This is a genomic window from Methanosarcina hadiensis (assembly GCF_046529725.1).
GTDB classification, from domain to species: domain Archaea; phylum Halobacteriota; class Methanosarcinia; order Methanosarcinales; family Methanosarcinaceae; genus Methanosarcina; species Methanosarcina hadiensis.
Window position 1 is genome coordinate 2,637,903 of record NZ_CP136241.1, and the last position, 17,942, is coordinate 2,655,844.

A 17,942-nucleotide genomic window follows, 5' to 3' on the forward strand; every position below is an offset into this window, starting at 1 on the left:
AACGTTTGATTATGCTGACCGGCGTCCTGTGCAGCGCGGCGCCGGGCAGGTAGAGAAAACTGGAAAATCCTCCCTGAACTCCCGGATAGAGAAACAACTAATCCAGAAAAGCAATCCAAAAAAGCAAGAAATCGAAAAATATGAAAGAAAGGTCAAAAGGACAGATAGTATAAGAAAAATCAGAAATCGCTGATTGTCCTCTGCCCTTCAGGGGAACCTTTTTCTAGAGGCTCAGTGGTAGTGGATTCCGGTGCTGTTCCTTTTCTTCCGATCTGCTTGAAGATCCTTTCAGCAATCTTTGGCCCTACAAGTGCAGCTATCTGCTCAGGAGAAGCTGCTGCGAGTTCTGCCGTAGTTTTAAAGCCTGCTTCATAGAGCTTCCTTGCCCTTACACGCCCTACGCTTCTGATATCGAGAAGGTCCATCAATTCAGGGGCTGCACCGTACCTGATCCGCTTTTCAAGTTCTGTGGCTTCTTTTGCCCCTTTCAGCCCAAGAAGCCCTGCAAGCTGGGCTGCAACGTGCATTATCCATTCGGCAATGTCTGCCGTAGAATGTATATCTCCTTCCCCTATACCGAATTTTAAACATATTTCGTTTTCAGGCTTCTCATGGATCCAGTCCATCAGCAGGAGAGAAGTCTTTACCTCACCCAGGAACCATTCATATTCGGCAATATTGAAGGGATCCGGAATCCTTGAGAACTCGCCTGCATGAGCCATCACATAATCGTTGACTTCCTGGTAGTCCTGGCTCCGCATGTACATAAGGCGCATATCAGGCGTGCTGCAGATCAGATGCAAAAGAGTAAGCTCGGTCAGGGTTCCGGCTTCCCTCAGTCCCTTTGCAATAAGGGCTGCCGAGAGAGGGTCAATATAGAGCCTTGATACGAGTTTTCCGAGAACCGTGGAAACAAGAATATCCGGATCTTTTTCAAGCATCCCTTCCTGCCGCAAAAAGTTCAGGCATTCGTCCACAACAGCTGAGAGCCCGAAGTTTGAGTACTGGAATGCGAAAAAGGTTGCTTCAAGAAAATCCATGAGCTCTTCTTTTGTCCGGGCAAAACCGTTGGAGATCGTTGAAAGCACATGTGTCCTGAGAGCATTTTCCGTCCCTAGCTTTGACCAGATATCTTCAGCTCCGGCTTCAATGTATTTCTCGAATAGGAAAACTAACTCCTCGTAAGACTTTGCAAGCAGGACAGCCTCTCCGTAAGGGTCAAGCCTTGGCCTCCCCGCCCTTCCTGCCATTTGCTTGTATTCAAGTACGGGGATTGGCTGCATCCCCATTTCAGAAGAATAGCGCCGGTAGCTCCTTATAACCACACGCCTGGCAGGCAGGTTCAGCCCTGCTGCAAGGGTAGGGGTGCTAGAGATAAGTTTTATCTTCCCGTTTCGGAAGCCATCTTCTACAAGTTCCCTCAGAGGCGTTGTAAGGCCTGCATGGTGGAATGCTGTCCCTGCACGGACACAGTTCGCAAGAACTGATGAGATATCGGTTTCACTGTTTTCAAGGATCTCGTCAGCAATGCCTGCGAGGGCCTCACGGTCTTCTTTAGACAGAGTTTTTTTAACTGCAGATACGGCTTTCTTTGCAAAACCCATGCAGTTTTTCCTGCTGCTTTCGAAAACAAGGGACTGCCCACCTTCTTTTATTGTATCAAGCACGAGGTTAATGGCTTCGTCTTTTGTGGGCTGTTCAACAGGCTTCTCTTTGTCCCTGCAGTAAAAAGTCCCGTTATAAAACACCCCTTCCATAAGGTCTGTTGGTCTCCATTCGCTTAACACAAGCTCTGCATCGAGCCAGGCTGCAAGTTCATCGGCATTTCCTACTGTTGCCGAAAGTGCAAGTATCTGGCAGGAAGGGTTCATTCTCCTGAGCTTTGCTAGGGTAACTTCAAGAGTAGGCCCCCTATCCGGGGAATCAATAAGATGGACTTCATCTGCCACAACAACCGAGATCTCCTGCATCCAGGCAGTCTCGTTCCTGAGAAGAGAATCGGTCTTTTCCGAAGTCGCAACGATAATATCATTTATGCCAAGTCCCTCGTCCCGTTTGTCGTAGTCTCCTGTTGAGATCCCTACCCTGATGCCCAGCCCGGAAAACTCCTGAAACCGCCTGAATTTTTCGGAAGCCAGAGCTCTCAGGGGCACGATATAGAGCGCTTTTCCTCCTGCAAGCACGGACTTCAACATCGCAAGCTCTGCAAGCAGAGTCTTTCCCGAAGCCGTAGGGATTGCAGCAAGCAGGTTTTTCCCTTCAAGCAGGCCCTTTTCAACAGCTTTCGCCTGGGGAGGGTAAAGTTCAAGGATCCCGGAGTTTTCGTAAAACCGTTTTATTTCATCGGACAGGTCGAGACTTTCTATTTTCATTGAAAACCAGAAACTCACACATTAGATAAAAAACTATTTTGAAATAACGATACATATACCAGAACTGTTTCCTTGAAAAGGTTGAGACTCCCGTTTTAAGGGAACCTCCTGAGTTCTCAGATACCTGGCAGGAAGTTCGGAAAATTCAACCTTTTATAGAACCAGTCCTTAAAGATCAATTCTCAAGAGATCAATCCCTCGCAGAATAATAATAGTTACCGCTGTCCTTCTGCTCCCGGTCAAGCCTTGAGCCAAGGTTGTTTACACGGGGACGCCTTGTTTCTTCGTCTCTTCGGAAAGTGATACCGAGATTCTTCAGGAACCTGTTCATGCCGCTTTCCATGCTGAACGGCCCGTGGGCTTCACCGTATGCCGAGGGCTTGCCTTCGAAAACAAGGAGGCGCTGGCTGAGCATATCTATCATGTAAATGTCGTGGTCAACGACCATAGCCGTTTTCTGGTTGTTTTCGGCAAAACGGTTGATGACTTTAGTAACCATGGAACGCTGCTCCACGTCAAGGTGAGCGCTTGGCTCGTCAAGGATATAGAGGTCGGCTTCCTGGGAAAGGCAGGCAGCAATTGCTACCCTCTGCAGTTCTCCACCACTCAGGTCTGTGAGAAGGCTGTCAAAAATCTTTTCAAGCTGGAGAGGGTTTGAGATCTCAACCTCATAGTAGCTTGTCCCGAACTGCTTTGAGATTCCTCTTAAAAAGTCCTGGACACTTAAGGGAATATCAGCTTTTATGTACTGGGGCTTGTAAGAGATTTTGACATCGATTCCAGGGTCCCCTTCATCCGGTTTAATCTCTCCTGCAAGGACTTTTACGAAGGTTGATTTTCCTATCCCGTTAGGACCGACTATCCCGAGCACCTCACCTTCTCGCAGGTTTCCTCCTGTGGCTTTGAGGGAGAAGCCTTCCCCGAATTTCTTCGAAAAGCCATTAAAGGAAATCATGGACTTAAACTGTGCATCTTCCCTTGGCGGGTGGATCTCAAACTTGATAGCTTCGGGCCGGATCCTGATATTTTCTTCAGGGAGGTAGCCTTTAAGGTACTGGTTAATCCCGACACGCACACTTTTCGGAAGAGTAACCACACCAAAACCTGCAGGTTCACCATAGGCTATATGGATTACATCTGTAAGCATATCAAGGAGTGCAAGGTCGTGTTCGACCACAAGCACTGCCCTGTCCTTTGAAATCTCCTGGATAAGGCGGGCTGCATTGATTCTCTGGTAGATATCGAGGTAAGGGCTTATCTCGTCAAAGAAATAGAACTGGGCATCTTTTGCTGCACAGGCAGCAATTGCAACCCTCTGAAGTTCTCCACCACTCAGTTCCGTGATTTTTCTTCCGATAACGCTCCTTAAGTCGAGGTAGTCAATAAGTTCGTCCAGTACTCCTCTTTCATCGGTTTTCTCAAGCAGTTCCGAAGTCTTGCCTTTGAAGGCTTTGGGGATAAGGTCAACATACTGAGGCTTCTGTGAAACCTTTACCTTTCCGTCCACGACGTCTTTAAAATAGTCATAAAGCGCTGTGCCTGCATAATGTTCGAGCACTGTGTCCCAGTCTCCCTTCCCCTGCCCGAAATTCGGAACCAGGGCTCCTGAAAGGATCTGGACTGAGGTACTTTTCCCTATCCCGTTGGGGCCCAGAATACCTGTTACTTTCCCTGTCCTCGGTACCGGAAGCCCAAAAAGGGCAAAGCCGTTTGGCCCATACCTGTGAGTTGGTTCCTGAAGGGCTTCGGGAAGCCCTATAATCATAATGGCATCGAAAGGACATTTGTTAATACATATCCCGCAACCAACACAGAGCTCTTCGGAGATTACAGGCTTTCCGTCTGCCTCAAAAACAATGGTCTCATCTCCTGTCCTGACTCTGGGACAGTATTTTTCGCACTCCTTACTGCACCTTCTGGGCTGGCATCTGTCTTTGTTAAGTATAGCTATTCTCATATTGGTCCCCGAAAATTACGTTTTTTGATTGGTTAAGGCATAAATGAATTCAGTAGTGTGAATCGAGCATGAAAGCTCAGTCCTGTGAGCTCATAAATGAGTTCGTATAACGAAATGAGTTCATATAATGAATTCAAACAATTCATATAATGAATTCAAACAGTTCATATAATGAATTCAAACTATAGTTCGATTATTCTGTATGTTTTGGTTACTTCATCTCTTTGTAAGTTTTTGCTGTTCAAACCTGATACAGGCATGCTTTTTTAATCAAGGCAATCTGATCGAGGTTATAATGCACATAATTACACGCATGTAAAGCAGCCAGACATATACAACAGTTATCGGTTATGAAATACCCGCTCTGGTATATGAACCGTTGGAATACTGCAAACATTAAATATTACCATGAGGAAGAAATATGACAGGATGAAAACGGATAGAAAAGAACCCGGGCAAGGAGGCTCATTTTTTGTGAAAATCCTTATTAAAGCCCGGGAAAAGAGTTTTTAATTCAGGAGTAGAGTCCAGGTCACAAGGAAAAAGTCAATGACTATAAATTCGACATAAAACCAGTCTTTGAACTTGAATTCTTTGACATCTATTTTAAGCTGGGGATAAATAAGCTTCTGGGCATAATATGTAACTCCGATAACGATCATGAGTATAACGTACCAGATCCGTTCTGTGCCTGTACCATACTGGGCAAACATTATGACCCCGGCAAGTATTCCTAGTATTGAAGAAACAATGGTTTTTATAATGCCTTCCCTGTGAGCTTTCTGCTTCTCTTCGGGTGTCATTTCCTTGATAAAACTCTTTTTTTCAGGAACCTCAACATTTGCTGCAGTACCTTCTGCGGAAGCCTCTGTAGCTTTTGTAAGCTCCTTTCTGGACTTTGACTTTGGATTTTGTTTACTCAACCTTCATTCTCTCCTGAATACAATTATCTTTCCCGGGAATATATTGTTAACTGAAGTTAAAAGGGTAAGACTGGAATATGAGATTTAGATCATCATATTTAAATTTTTATGACTAAATTATCAGGGCTAAATTCAGGGACTTAAATATATTCATTGCTTAAAACATTACCGATCTGATCTATGGATATCGAATCGATTCCTATTGAATTTAAATGTTTTGAAAATTTAGAAGGTCTGTGCCCCCCCGGATGGTAAACGAGCGTAACTTCAGGGTTGAGTTTTCTGACCATAGCCTCAAGCCCGCAAGCGTCAAGATGATCGCTTATTTTAATAATCGGGTAGGGATAATCCGCCCGGCAGCTCAATACATATTTTTTCACGTTCCACGGAAGCTTGTCAAGATCCCAGGGAGCCACAACGAAAACCTCATCATCTCCTCCTGAGTCAAGTCCTGCAAGTTCTCCGGCGTCCTCAAGCATGCTTCTGGTAAGTGCCCTTGTCCTTGCTTCCATTCGGATCGCCCCATTGTACCCGAAACCTCTCATTAATTCAACGGCACGCTGGGCTTTTCCGAACTCGTATGCCCCAAAGGCTACAGGGCCGCTCTCAAAAAGGGCGCATTTCATGCTCTCAAGGTCATCCGCAAAGTGACAGGAAGGATCCCCAGGGTCGCCGTAATTAGCCTCGGTGATAAGGACATCACAGGGAGGAAGCTTGCTGGCATCTTTAACGTCTCCTGTGACCAGGATCCGCGTCCCGACATCATTTTCCCAAAAAAAAGCAGCTGCGCCGGCAGTATGCTCTGTCGGGTAGGTCCTGACCTTTGTCCCTCCAATTTCAATTTCATCCCCGAGGCTGCACGTGTTGCCCACGTATTTTTTATCGTGCCTGATTTCAAGAGCGGTTGCTGTTTTGTCCGTACAGACCGCCCTGGGGGAGAGCATGGCTGATTTTCCGTGATGGTCGGAGTGAGCATGGGTTATAAGATAAGCATCGGGTTGGGGGTGTTTTCCCGGAGACCGGGTAGTATCAATGGAAAAAGTACGTAAATCCCCTTCGTTGTCTCTGAATCGGATTGAGACATGGGGTTTGAAGGTTCCTCGCGAGTTGCGCTGCCTGAGCGCAAGCACTCCAAGGTCAATAAGTTTTTTAGAAATCACGCCAATCTCTGAGGAGATTACACTTAAGATATTTAAGCTTAGGGAAAGCGACAGTGCAGGGCTGATACTTTTCTTTTTCTAGAGAAAAGATATAGTTGAGAATTAAGCCTTTTAAATTTTATCTTCCTTTTAAACTCAATCTTAAAAGCTTTCAGGAAATCTCATACAGTATCCGGCAGCAATCCAGCTTTTCAGGAATAAGCTGATACTTCTTTTTCATCTTTTCCTGCGATTTCTCCTTTCCCATAAACCTGAAGTAACCAGTCACGATCAGAAAAATCGGATATATAATCTTCCATGTAAAGCCTGAGACCAGAAAACTCAGAGATAGGAATGCAAGGAATGAAAAAACCCATTTCTGCCAGCCAGTTTCTGTTTTCCAGTACGCAATTATGATAAAGCCGCAGAGGAAAATAAAGTTCTGGTTTACAAGCAGCATCATGGATGTGAGAGGAAACCTGAAAAAATAGGTTCCCGATATCAGGAGAACTGACAGAGCATATAGAATTACAAGGCTGGACACCGGGATATTCTTTTTTGAAAGCCTTCCAAAGACTGCAGGAAAAACTCCTGTCCTGCCTCCGGCATAGATCAGACGGCTTGCTGTAAAGTTCCACGAACATGCATTTGCTGCAAGCACTGCAATAATAAGCCAGATAAGAAAGCTTCCTCCCGGAGTTAAAGGGACCAGACCTGAAAGGCCTGCAGCTCCCTTAAGGGAGACGCCCGAGGCGCTGGCTCCGACACTTATCAGGGCAAGCAGGACATAGACAGCAGCAACAATAGTAAAACTAAGCCAGTAAAGGCGAGGCACATTTTTCTCCGGATCTTTCATTTCTCCCAGGGAAAATGAAAGGTTCTCCCAGCCCAGAAATGCCCAGAAAAGAAGGGCTGTAACATTCCATACTTTATTCGAGTCCACACTTCCGTTCCCGCTCAGAGCTTCCCTGGCAATTCCCAGCCCGGAACCAAGAAAGTCAAGATTGAAGACAATAATCGTTCCAAGAAGCAGGAAAAGTATGGATAAAGCAAGGTAATTGATCAGGGTAATGGCTTTTGTCCCGAGCAGGTTTGAAACAAACATAAGGGTTACAAGAAAGATCGCACAGAGTGCCGCTCCCGAGTCAGAAAGGGAAAAAAGCTGCCGTATATATTCACTTCCGATAAAAGCAATAGCTGGAAGCCCGAATAGGTAAGAGCCGCCTACAAGGTAAGAGACAGAATACCTTCCCCAGGGACCAGCGGCTTTCCCGGCATAGCCTGCAAGGCCTGCGGTAGAAGGAAATTTAAGGCCAAGGTGAGAGCATATCTGGATCCGTGGGATGGTAACAAATGTTATAAGCAGCCACCCGAGGATTGCTTCATGGACGTTTCCCACTCCAAGCGCCAGGCAGCGCCAGAATGCCTGTTCCTATAAGCATGCAGATCGCAAGCCCTATACCCCTCCTGAGGGAGATTGTTTTTTCAAGTTCAGCCATTTTTATCTCTTACATTATTTGTAAAATATCCCTTCTCCTTTTACTCGCGGGATTCCTGAATATATTTTTCCCGCATTATCCCGTATATTTATCTGCTGCAAACAGGCTTTTTGATTTCTTTTCATTATTAAATATGTTTTCTTTCTCCCCCCAGTAAAACCGAAGAATCAAGCATGGAAAACAAGTGTAAAAATTATGAAAAATAAAGCATTTATAATAAACGGCAAAATAAAATGTATGGAGAGCTGCCGTGTAGTTAAAGGTTATTACCTCGTTATCGGAGGAGGTAAGATTGGTACCGACTTCCTTCGATATGCCAGGAAGAATGGGTTTCCGTTTGTGCTGGTTATTGATAGAGACGAAAATGCGCCTGCTTCAGGGGAAGCAAAAATACTCAAAACCGAAAATGAGCTTGCAGATCTTCTGAGAAATAAATCATTACCGGCTCTTCCTGAAAATGAGCCTGAAATTTCCGGGGCAGAAGAAAACAAACAAAAAAAGGCAGGAAAAAGCGAAAAAGAAAACAAAGATAATAACAATGAGTCAGAAGCCTATTTTTACAAAATGGATATGCACGATATCCCTTCTCTTTTTGCTTACGGGATCCCTGAATATATTATTCCCGCAGTGCCCTGCCATGCAGTTGCTTATATACTCGCAGATTTTCTAAAATTCTTTAATCCGGAGTTCTGCACAGGCGGAGTCCAGAAACAGGAAAGCTCTGTAAAAGAGCTTTTTATCAGGCCTGAAGATTCCCTACTAATATCTTATTTTGAAGATATTGCTACTGCTTTTCCTGAAGATGTGATAGCAGGCCGTTACCCTGAATATGGAATGCTTTTTTTGTCTTATGCGAGGGAAGGAGAAATCTGTCCGGACGGGTGCCCCGGTCCGAGAGACCGCTGCCCGACCTTTGGGCGTAAAAAACCGGAGACAATTACGGAATACACAGGGAAACTTAAGGATAAGCTCCCGGGCTGGGTTTTCGAGAGCCACCAGATGAAGCCTGGCACAGGAGGCCTGAAAGGAGAGGAGCTAAAACAAAACCTGCTGGAAATCACGGAGCTTGTAAGAAAAATCGGTCTAAATCAGGAAAACAGCAATGAGAATAATCACAAAGATAAAAGCAGAACTGAAGATGATGGTAGAAATGAAGCTGATAAGCTAAAAGAAAGGGCTTTTTTCATTGCGACTACCTGCACCTGCCATGGGGTTTTGAACCTTTTTTATGTCACCTGACAGTTATGTTACCTGACAGAGCGATAGTATTTTTAAAAAAGAATATTTATTTCCTTTTTTGCTTCCATGTATTTTGTGAACAAGGCCGCAAACAGTGGAATTTACTGTAAATTCAGCAAATTTGCTACCTTTGATTTCAATCATTAAGCCTCGGGTCATTTAGGGATAGGGTCATTTGAGGGACATCTACTAATAGATCAAATACTTACTTACATATAAGTAAGTGTCAAATAATTGCCTTTAAAAGAAGAAATCAAAATTTATAATCCCGAATAAACCATCACATCCAGCAAATCAATGAACCGATTTTTTTATGGTAAGCAATATTCATTTAACTTATCGATAAATTATCAACAAACTATCGACAAATTATCAACAAATTATCGATAAATTATAAGCAAATTATAAACAAATTGTCAATAAATACATGTGCCGCTATGAAAGACGTGAACCAGACCAATCAGCAGATACTCTATTACGCAAGGAATTTTCTGCAATGCAGGGGTTATAATGGATTCAGTTACAGAGATATCTCTCAGAAACTGGGAATAAAAAATGCTGCAATTCATAACTACTATCCCAAAAAAGAAGATTTAGTTGCAGCCCTGCTCGAAGACAGCAGAAAGAAATTAGCTGAAAATACTGCACAAATAGTTGAATCCGGAGGCTCAGCCCGCGAGCAGCTTCAGTATTATTTTGATTACGCGTTGAAGGAGTTTGATGAAGGCAAAAGTATCTGCCCTCCAGGCTCGGTGATCCTTGATTTTGAAGGACTTCCGGAGAAAGTTAAAAAGCAGAATCTGCTGCTGCTGGAGGATATCCTGACCTGGCTTTCCGGAGTTCTTAAATCCGGCCTGAAACAGGGAGAATTTAGTTTTTCTGGCTCTGTCGAAGCACGTGCAGAATTGGTAGTCGAAGCCTTAATGGGTGCAAGGCAACTATCCAGCATAAAAGGGAGGAAAACACTCGTGAGATCCATTTCTCTAATAAAATCCGACCTTGGATGGAAAGATTGATTTTTTCCCAGCCACTACTTACTACTTACTTATATGTAAGTAAGTATATGTAAGTAACTAATTATCTTAATATAATCAATCTATTGCTCGAAAAATAAGGTTTTCTGAACAAATTCTGGAGAGGATGACTCAATGCCTATCATGAGTATTATTTCATGCAAGATAATGCAGGACGAAATTATCTGGATTCTTAAAAATGACCCTTCCATTGATGAAATCATTATAGTTGACAATGAAAATATCCGGGAATTCGTAGAAAAACTGGATAAAGTAAGCCTCCAGTATAAAGTGCTCTCCCTGGAAGATATTTCCTTACTTGCAGAGATCAAAAACGAGTGTAATAAATACACGGTTCTGATTCATCTGATGGAACTGGGTCTCCATAGAAGCCCTAAAGAGTTGAAAATCAAGGTATATGAGACTATAAAGACTCTTGCTCCTTTTTCGTCGGGTATTTTGCTCTTTTACGGTTTGTGCGGGAATGTACTGGCAGATGTTGAAAAAGATTTTGAGCGCAGTTCAGTATCATGTCCGGTCCGCATTCTTAAAGACAGGGATCACAGGATTGTAGATGACTGTATAGGAGCTACTGTGGGAGGAGTTAATAACTATCTCAGGATACTTAAAAGTGTCAGTGATGCTGGAACATATCTCTTTACACCCATGTACGGCAAGGGCTGGAGAGAACTGCTTGACCTGGATAAGCTGAACAAAGACCCCTCAAAAGCACTGCAATTAATGAAAAAAACCCATGAAATGATAGGTTACAGAAGGGTTGCCAAGATTAATACCGGGCTTGAATACACTGAGAATTTCGATGCTTCTATCCAGGAATTTGCAGAGCTATTTGATTTTGAAATCCTGGAATTCGATTATGGCAACCAGGACATTTTTGAAGATTGCTATAAAGAACTCAAAGTGAAAATCCAGAGTAAATAAAAAAACCTGCCCGAATGCTAACGAATCCATAAAAAGCATTTTCTCATGCTAACTAAATTCGTACAAAGCGTTCTATCAAAAAAGCAGTTAAGTATCTAACTATATATTAAAAGTGTTTTGAAAAAAGCAGTTAAGTATCTAACTATACCTGCGTATCTAACTATACATTAAAACGTTATACATTAAAACATTAATTTCAGATTTACCTTAAAAAATTAAAATGGAGATTAGATATAATTACGGAATCTGTGAATTGTGCGGAATCGATGAGCTGTACGATCCAATCTCCATTCAGGTGCATTACATGCATATCCAGCGAATCAGACAGAAACTTCCTTGTTCAGGATATAAGCGACCATTTCAGGGTTAAGCTTGCTTTCTCTGGCAACCTTTTTCTCAATTTCTTCCGTGGATTTTCCTTCAGTCTTCATTTCCTTAATCTTTTCAATTACTGAGGACGGGATAGTGTAGTATTCGTTAATGTCTTTCCTGTGTCCCCAGACATCCCCTTCAAGGAGCTGAACCCTCTGCATCTGAAGGAACATTTCTATTGACTTTGAGACTGTCCGCATATATGACTTGGGTAACTGGATTACCTCAATTTTCGGGCAGGTTTCCACCAGTGCAAAAATATCCTTGTTTGAAGGCCTGAAAGCCAGATGGACAATACGCTCATTAGGATTAAGTGTGAAAATCTCTTCTCTGGAACTAACCACTCTTATTCTCATTTTTTCCCCCACTGTAAAGTTGTTTTTTGTTTTAAGTTATTTTATTTTTAAGCTAGTTTGTATTTTTACTTTATTAGAAAGTACTTATACTTATTATAAATAGTTATCTCATTGAGCTAACATTATTTAGATAGTCTATCGGTATATCCATTAATAAAATAATATTCAAAAAAGGCATTAAATCGCCTTAAAAAAGATTGAGGGGCTTTTTTCCGGACAGATTTTTCACATTCCCGGGAAGCTTTACTGAAAACCCTGCTAAAAAACTTTTAAAGCATTGCAGGAATTATTCAGGCAGTTAAACCCCGGATTTCCTTTATTTAGCCTGAGGTTTAACCGGGATTTTACCGGAAAAAAGTAAATTAAACTCGGGCCAGGATTAGTAGAAATATTATTGAGTTTCGTGTATTGAATGGAGGAACTTCAGGAGAAACATAAGAATAAGAGAATGCCTTCAGAAATATTCAGATATGAAAATTTCTATCCATGATGGATTTAATAGAAGCCTGGTAAAAAGAATTCGAGAAAAAGTTTGGCGCCCTCAGGTTCCCCGAACCATGGGCGGCTTTTTCAGAAGAATAAAGGAGTCAGAGAAGCTTGTCTAGTTCAGAAGCCAGTACACTGCCCTGAGTCACACCCATAAAGCGCTTCACTTCAGTCCCATCCTTCTGAATGATCAGGGTCGGGACAGCGTGTATGCCGTACTTAGAGGCAAGTTCCTGGTTTTCATCCACATCGACAACTTTAAACTCAACCTTATCCCCGTACTTTTTCTCGAGCTCTTCAAGAATAGGTTTTTGCATCCTGCAAGGTCCACACCATGTTGCGGAAAAGTCCAATAACATCGGTTTCATAAAATCACCTGCAATATTTGAGACGTCTGAGACTTTTTCTGTTTTATTTATCTACTCCGGCAGCGCACAAAGGGATCGTATATATGCGTCCGTACGGCACAGCTACCGAAACCCAATCCTGAATGTAGAGATCTAAAGATAAAATACAAAATACAGGGTCGGGACTCGATTTGTATATATTAGCTTCGAGTATATATAATGCTTATCTCAAGCCTGCGAGCCCGTATTTAAATTTATTCCGAAAAGGGAGCTACGGCAAGCTTTTTATCTATTTTCTTTCTCAAAATCCTCTTTTCGGCATTTAATAACGTTTCCGAAGTACATGCACCCTTCCATGGAGATTGTCGGCATCTCCGGAGATTCATCAATCATTTTCACCGGAGCTCCACGGATAAGTACGCAGGGGACTCTTTCTCCGGCTTCTCCCATAAGAAGTTCGGCAGCTGAAACAAGGTTATCTGCCACCGCTTTGTAAGTAATGCGGAGGGGCCTCCCGAAAATATCAAAAGAGCCTCTTGCATCTTCCACAGGCACAAAACCGGAAACTCCAAGCGCAATTCCTGTACAGCCAAGCCGGAGGGGCTGAGTCCTGCTGTCTCCTATAATCACTCCCAGCCTGCAGGAGTAACGCTGCTCAAGCCTCATCCTGATATTCTCGGAAGTTTTTCTCGGGTCTTTCGGGAGGAGGACTACATAACCTTCAGGAGCATTTGAGGCATCTATTCCGGCATTCGGAGAAAGGACGCCTTTTGTAATTGTAAGTGCGGCTCCAGGAACGCCTCCGAAGATTTCGTCACATTCCTGAAGCACAAGCTCCATTTCCCTCGGGTCTATACAGTACTTTTCCCCGAGAGACAGAGCCTTTTCCCCGGGGGTGATACTGTCAAGCCTGACAATTCTGTTTTCTGCTGTACCAACAGCGGATTCAGCCAGCACAAAGATATCCCCGTCAACCGGAACAAGGTCTGCGGCCTGCAGCGAAGCTTCAATGATCTGAACGATGTCGTCCCCTGCTTTAATAATAGGGGTTTTAATCCCGAACATCTGGATGGAAGTGATTTCTGGATTCATTTTTATGCCTTTAAAAAACTGTGGTTAATCCTGGTTTTAGAAAAAAATAAACCAATATGAATAGAATCAAACCGTTAAATACGGGAAGGTATTGATAAATGTATCCAAGAGTCGGGGGTATTTATGCAAAAAATAGAAGTCTCACACAGGAATTTGCAGACAATCCGTACAAAAAGGAAAAAAAAGAATAGAACGGAATAAAGCAATAAATATAAACAGAAAAGGAGTAAAAGCTAATTACTGTTTAATAATAAATCCGGCTAATTACTATTTTAATTAATATTTCTGTTAATTAATAAATTCCTGTTTAATTAACAGTTCTCATTTTTATTATTTTTGAGAAATCCCTGCCATGGTAAGCAGCTTTGGAGTATTTTTATGAGACCCGATTGGCATGATATGGACCCCTCGTGAGAGTTTTGTCAGTTCCTTTATAGTTTCGGACGCTATCAAAAGGCCCTCTTCCATAGGAGAATCCGTATCTTTCATTCGAAGCATAATTTCTTCAGGCACATGAATTCCTGAGATATTTTCATTCATATATTTAGCCATACCCAGGGACTTCAGAGGAATCAAACCTGCGATTACAGGCACTTCAAGATGGTTTACAGCTTCCATAAACTCCTCGAACATGCCCACATCATATACAGCCTGTGTCTGGATAAAGTCAGACCCGCATCTGACCTTCTTTTCAAGCTTTATTAGCTGCATTGTCTTTTCAGGGTCTATGCCCGAGACTGCCCCTGCACAGAAAGAGGTCCCTCCATCCAGTTTGTTTCCTGCAAAGTCAATGCCTGAATCGAGTTTCCTCACAAGTTCGATGAGCTGTACGGAGTCAAGGTCGTAAACAGGCTTTGAGCCAGGATGGTCTCCACAGGTAGGGAAGTCTCCGGACATCAGGCAGATATTCCTTATTCCAAGTGCATACGCACCCAGAAGGTCGGATTGAAGCCCTATTCTATTCCTGTCCCGGCAGGTAAGCTGCATGATAGGCTCATGTCCGTCGTCAAGTAGGAGCTTGCTAAAAGCCAGAGAACTCATATGCATAATTGAGCACTGGTTGTCCGTAACATTCAGAGCGTCTGCAATATCCTTTAACTGTCGGGCATCCTCAAGATAAGCTGAGAATCTTGTCCCCTTAGGAGGAGAGACTTCAGCAGTGACCAGAAATTTTCTGGAATTCAGTTTTTCACGAAAATTAAAGAGCATTAAATAAGAATATTAGAGATGAAATTATTTAAAGCCATACTACTTGGGACCCTGATAATGTAAAGAAATCGAGCCTCTTAATTACTAAAAAATGATTAATCAGGGATTAATTTGCGGTTTAAAAATATATTTATTTTTCATTATTGACTCTTATTGGGTTGAGTTAGTATATACTTATGGTAAAAGTGGTTCAATAAAAACTTTTATTTTTAAATGTGAGATTATTTTAAGAGGAGGGATTATTTTCAAGATGTGAGATTATTTTTAAGTTGGAGGATTATTTTAAGAGGAGGGATTATTTTCAAGATGTGAGATTATTTTTAAGTTGGAGGATTATCTTCAAGAGGAGGATTATTTTCAAGATGCTGGCCCGGTTTTAAAAGAAAAAGAATAAAAAAGACCGATTAAGAGGGTCACTAAAATTTAAATTGTTAAATGAAAATATTAACAATAAAATTATTTAGGGCCATGCTCCTGAGGGGCATGGGTAACATAAAGAAGATCAAGTCTGTTGATTTTTTTCAGTCGATCATAAATAAGAGACCACACACAATTTTTCTCCCTGTTGACCTCACACATACCGTCCACAGCTCCTCCGCAGGGCCCGTTAAGGAGTGCTTTGGGGCATTGGGATTTAGGACAGAGGCCTCCATACTGGCTTATGGTACAGTCCCCACACATAACACACTGTTCAGAAAGCAATTTTCCTCCACTGGAGCCGCCAAGTGAAAGTGTGTTATTGGAACCGTATACAGGCAAATCCACAACACTGGCGGCAGCAGAAACTCCACTGCCGCAGCCCATAACAAGAATACAGCCCGCTTCATTTATTTTTTCGTTTTTCTCGACAAGGGAGTCAAAAGACCGGATACTGCATGCTGCTGTAGGGAGACACCAGCCAGCTACGTGCTTTCCGCTCTCTTCGAGTTTCCTGCACATCTCAAGGACTTCGGGTTCTCCTCCTGTCTTCAGTTTTGCAGCGCAGACATTGCATCCGATAATAAAAATATCATCTTCGTCTTTTAACATCTTTAAGATTTCTTCAAAGGGTTTTACTGAAGTTATAATCATAATTACCTCAAATATCGGTATTCCAGGTTAGTCCGATTTGAAATACATTCACGGATCATTTCTGCGATAAGCGGTAAGGAGCGAGCCTGCCCATCCAGTTTCCGGGCAAGACGTTCAAACTGCAACAGCGTACCCATAACGAGCACGTCGGTAGCTTCCGTTTCATGAGAAACTGCATCCCTGGCAAGGGCAGCATCTCCTCCCCTTGCAAGCATTTCCTGTTTTATAATCAGAGCTTCCGTGGTAGTCAGGTTTTTTACCTTCAAAACAAGATGGATACTTTTTCCCTGCATTACCTGTGAACCGATTCTTGTAGCTCCAATTTTCCTCATTGCAATGCCTGCATCCTGAGGAGTTTTCACTTCAAGCACGGAAACCTCGTACCTGCCCCCCTTTACAACACTTGGACGGCTCCTGAGGGCTCCTGAAAGCTTGACAACATCAAAAGTTTCGGGTACATCATGTGTGCGGATAATGTGTGCGCCTTTATAAACAGCAATTGCTGCTGCAGCCAGACTGCCGTAAAGCCTTTCACTTGCCGGTTTTCCAAGAACCTCTCCTATAAAGGATTTCCTTGAAAGGGCTGCAAGCAGAGGCTTTTCAAAGATCTTAAGGCGTTCGAAATCATCAAGTGTCTCAAAATCGTAAATCGGCTGCTTTTCATCCATCCATCTGCCTATTGCAGGATCAAGGATAAGGCTGTCAGGCTCTATGCCGCCGGTTTCAGCAGCCTGTATAATGGAATCAAGGGCTTCAATAATAGAGTCCATCCCCAGCGGATCTCCGGGGGTTTTATTCGAAGCCATGACTACAGCCGGGCAGCCGTGGTCTGCGACTACTTCTATCATTCCGGGATCTGCTGTAAAACCAGAAACATCGTTTATGACCTGGGCCCCTTTTTTAAGAACTTCTTCCGCAATCTCGGGAAACATGGTATCAATTGAGATTACCGCATCCACATTGCCCTCCAGAGCTTGAACCACGGGGAGTAAGCGGTCAAGTTCTTCTTTTTTGCTAATGGGCTCTGAGAAGCGCCATGTTGACCGGGCGCCAATATCCAGAAAAGTCGCTCCGTCTTCAACCATTTTCCGGGCGACCTCGAGTGCGAATTCCGGGTTTACAACCGAACCTTCGTAAAAAGACTCAGGGCTCAGATTAATAACACCCATTACATGTGGAGGATACTGGTCTCCTACTTTTATACCGCAGATATCAGTGTTAATTACCATTTTTGACAACCAGGCTATATAGATTTGAATCAGTAAGCGCAAAACGCTTGATAAAGACAGATAACACAGGCAATAATACGCAGTTATAGTCCTCTACAATAATTTAAATAATGAAATTAAAGCCGAAAATGCTTTAATCAATGAATGGAAGCCCTTAATGCGTTTTAAATTGAAACTGAGACAGAAATTATTCAGTTACTCGTGAATGTTCCTGAAAAGCCGTCCATTCAACCACCTGAAGACTTCCTGCTGGCAAGAAAAAATAATTTTTCCGGCTGAGGAACTGGATACTGGAGGATCTGAAAGGGAGTCAGGGGTTTTTCCGGTCAAGTTTAAGAACTTCAACAGTTCAGCATTTCTGGAGACCTTATATATGGAAATTGAGGGATATAGAGATATTGACATTTTTCCTGGGTTGGATACAAATAATATGGAAACGGGAAAGACTGTTGATAGATCCGGCTGCCACAAGCATATCAGGTAGATTTGTTTAAGGGTTAACAAATAATCCTCTGCAGCGCCCGAACATTTTATTAGAGCAGGGCAATTAATCTCGATTTGAGAATTAATCAGGGATATTCATTGATGGCAAACAGGACAAGAATAAAATAGGTTTCAATGATAGATAAAAATATTGATGTGTAAAATTAGTTTATCACAATAAGGAAACACCTTTTAGGGAGTAATAAAAAATAT

At 42.7% G+C, this 17,942-nt stretch carries 14 protein-coding genes; 3 read left to right on the top strand and 11 right to left on the bottom strand.

Features of this window, described 5'->3' with window-relative positions; translation table 11 throughout:
• Positions 1 to 179 precede the first annotated feature (179 nt).
• From RSJ42_RS11165 to RSJ42_RS11185, 5 genes are all read right to left on the bottom strand, one after another.
• The gene (locus RSJ42_RS11165) at positions 180 to 2,372 is read right to left on the bottom strand and encodes an ATP-dependent DNA helicase (protein WP_410507365.1); all 2,193 of its coding nucleotides are present in this window, start codon (positions 2,370 to 2,372) and stop codon (positions 180 to 182) included.
• Positions 2,373 to 2,562: 190 nt separating this feature from the next.
• Positions 2,563 to 4,329 (bottom strand): ribosome biogenesis/translation initiation ATPase RLI, encoded by a 1,767-nt coding sequence (locus RSJ42_RS11170; protein ID WP_410507366.1) that lies wholly within the window; start codon positions 4,327 to 4,329, stop codon positions 2,563 to 2,565.
• 509 nt (positions 4,330 to 4,838) lie between these two features.
• Positions 4,839 to 5,252 carry a hypothetical protein gene (locus RSJ42_RS11175; protein WP_410507367.1) on the bottom strand — a complete coding sequence of 138 codons (414 nt, stop codon included), beginning with the start codon at positions 5,250 to 5,252 and terminating at the stop codon, positions 4,839 to 4,841.
• Between the two features lie 140 nt (positions 5,253 to 5,392).
• A complete protein-coding gene (locus RSJ42_RS11180; RefSeq protein WP_410507368.1) occupies positions 5,393 to 6,412 on the bottom strand; it encodes an MBL fold metallo-hydrolase in 1,020 nt (339 codons plus the stop codon).
• Positions 6,413 to 6,563: 151 nt separating this feature from the next.
• A complete protein-coding gene (locus tag RSJ42_RS11185; RefSeq protein WP_410507369.1) occupies positions 6,564 to 7,790 on the bottom strand; it encodes an APC family permease in 1,227 nt (408 codons plus the stop codon).
• A gap of 295 nt (positions 7,791 to 8,085) precedes the next feature.
• On the opposite strand from RSJ42_RS11185, the gene RSJ42_RS11190 reads away from it, so the two are divergent.
• The 3 genes from RSJ42_RS11190 (at position 8,086) to RSJ42_RS11200 (ending at position 11,084) form a co-directional block, all read left to right on the top strand.
• Positions 8,086 to 9,129 carry a hypothetical protein gene (locus RSJ42_RS11190; protein ID WP_410507370.1) on the top strand — a complete coding sequence of 348 codons (1,044 nt, stop codon included), beginning with the start codon at positions 8,086 to 8,088 and terminating at the stop codon, positions 9,127 to 9,129.
• 413 nt (positions 9,130 to 9,542) lie between these two features.
• Positions 9,543 to 10,145 (top strand): TetR/AcrR family transcriptional regulator, encoded by a 603-nt coding sequence (locus RSJ42_RS11195; RefSeq protein ID WP_410507371.1) that lies wholly within the window; start codon positions 9,543 to 9,545, stop codon positions 10,143 to 10,145.
• Between the two features lie 132 nt (positions 10,146 to 10,277).
• Positions 10,278 to 11,084, top strand: coding sequence for a DUF1638 domain-containing protein (locus RSJ42_RS11200; RefSeq protein ID WP_410507372.1), 807 nt, complete (start codon positions 10,278 to 10,280; stop codon positions 11,082 to 11,084).
• A 320-nt stretch (positions 11,085 to 11,404) separates the two neighbouring features.
• On the opposite strand, the gene RSJ42_RS11205 is transcribed toward RSJ42_RS11200, so the two are convergent.
• The 6 genes from RSJ42_RS11205 to folP form a co-directional block, all read right to left on the bottom strand.
• The gene (locus RSJ42_RS11205; RefSeq protein ID WP_410507373.1) at positions 11,405 to 11,812 is read right to left on the bottom strand and encodes a DUF1699 family protein; all 408 of its coding nucleotides are present in this window, start codon (positions 11,810 to 11,812) and stop codon (positions 11,405 to 11,407) included.
• 587 nt (positions 11,813 to 12,399) lie between these two features.
• Positions 12,400 to 12,666, bottom strand: a complete 267-nt coding sequence (gene trxA, locus RSJ42_RS11210; protein ID WP_048141242.1) for a thioredoxin — start codon at positions 12,664 to 12,666, stop codon at positions 12,400 to 12,402.
• A gap of 264 nt (positions 12,667 to 12,930) precedes the next feature.
• Positions 12,931 to 13,737 carry a coenzyme F420-0:L-glutamate ligase gene (gene cofE / locus RSJ42_RS11215; protein ID WP_410507374.1) on the bottom strand — a complete coding sequence of 269 codons (807 nt, stop codon included), beginning with the start codon at positions 13,735 to 13,737 and terminating at the stop codon, positions 12,931 to 12,933.
• Positions 13,738 to 14,067: 330 nt separating this feature from the next.
• Entirely contained in the window at positions 14,068 to 14,946 is an 879-nt protein-coding gene (locus RSJ42_RS11220) for a methylenetetrahydrofolate reductase (RefSeq protein ID WP_410507375.1), read from the bottom strand.
• Between the two features lie 456 nt (positions 14,947 to 15,402).
• Positions 15,403 to 16,017 carry a methylenetetrahydrofolate reductase C-terminal domain-containing protein gene (locus tag RSJ42_RS11225; protein WP_410507376.1) on the bottom strand — a complete coding sequence of 205 codons (615 nt, stop codon included), beginning with the start codon at positions 16,015 to 16,017 and terminating at the stop codon, positions 15,403 to 15,405.
• A 2-nt stretch (positions 16,018 to 16,019) separates the two neighbouring features.
• Positions 16,020 to 17,246 (bottom strand): dihydropteroate synthase, encoded by a 1,227-nt coding sequence (folP, locus tag RSJ42_RS11230; RefSeq protein ID WP_410507377.1) that lies wholly within the window; start codon positions 17,244 to 17,246, stop codon positions 16,020 to 16,022.
• Positions 17,247 to 17,942 lie beyond the last annotated feature (696 nt).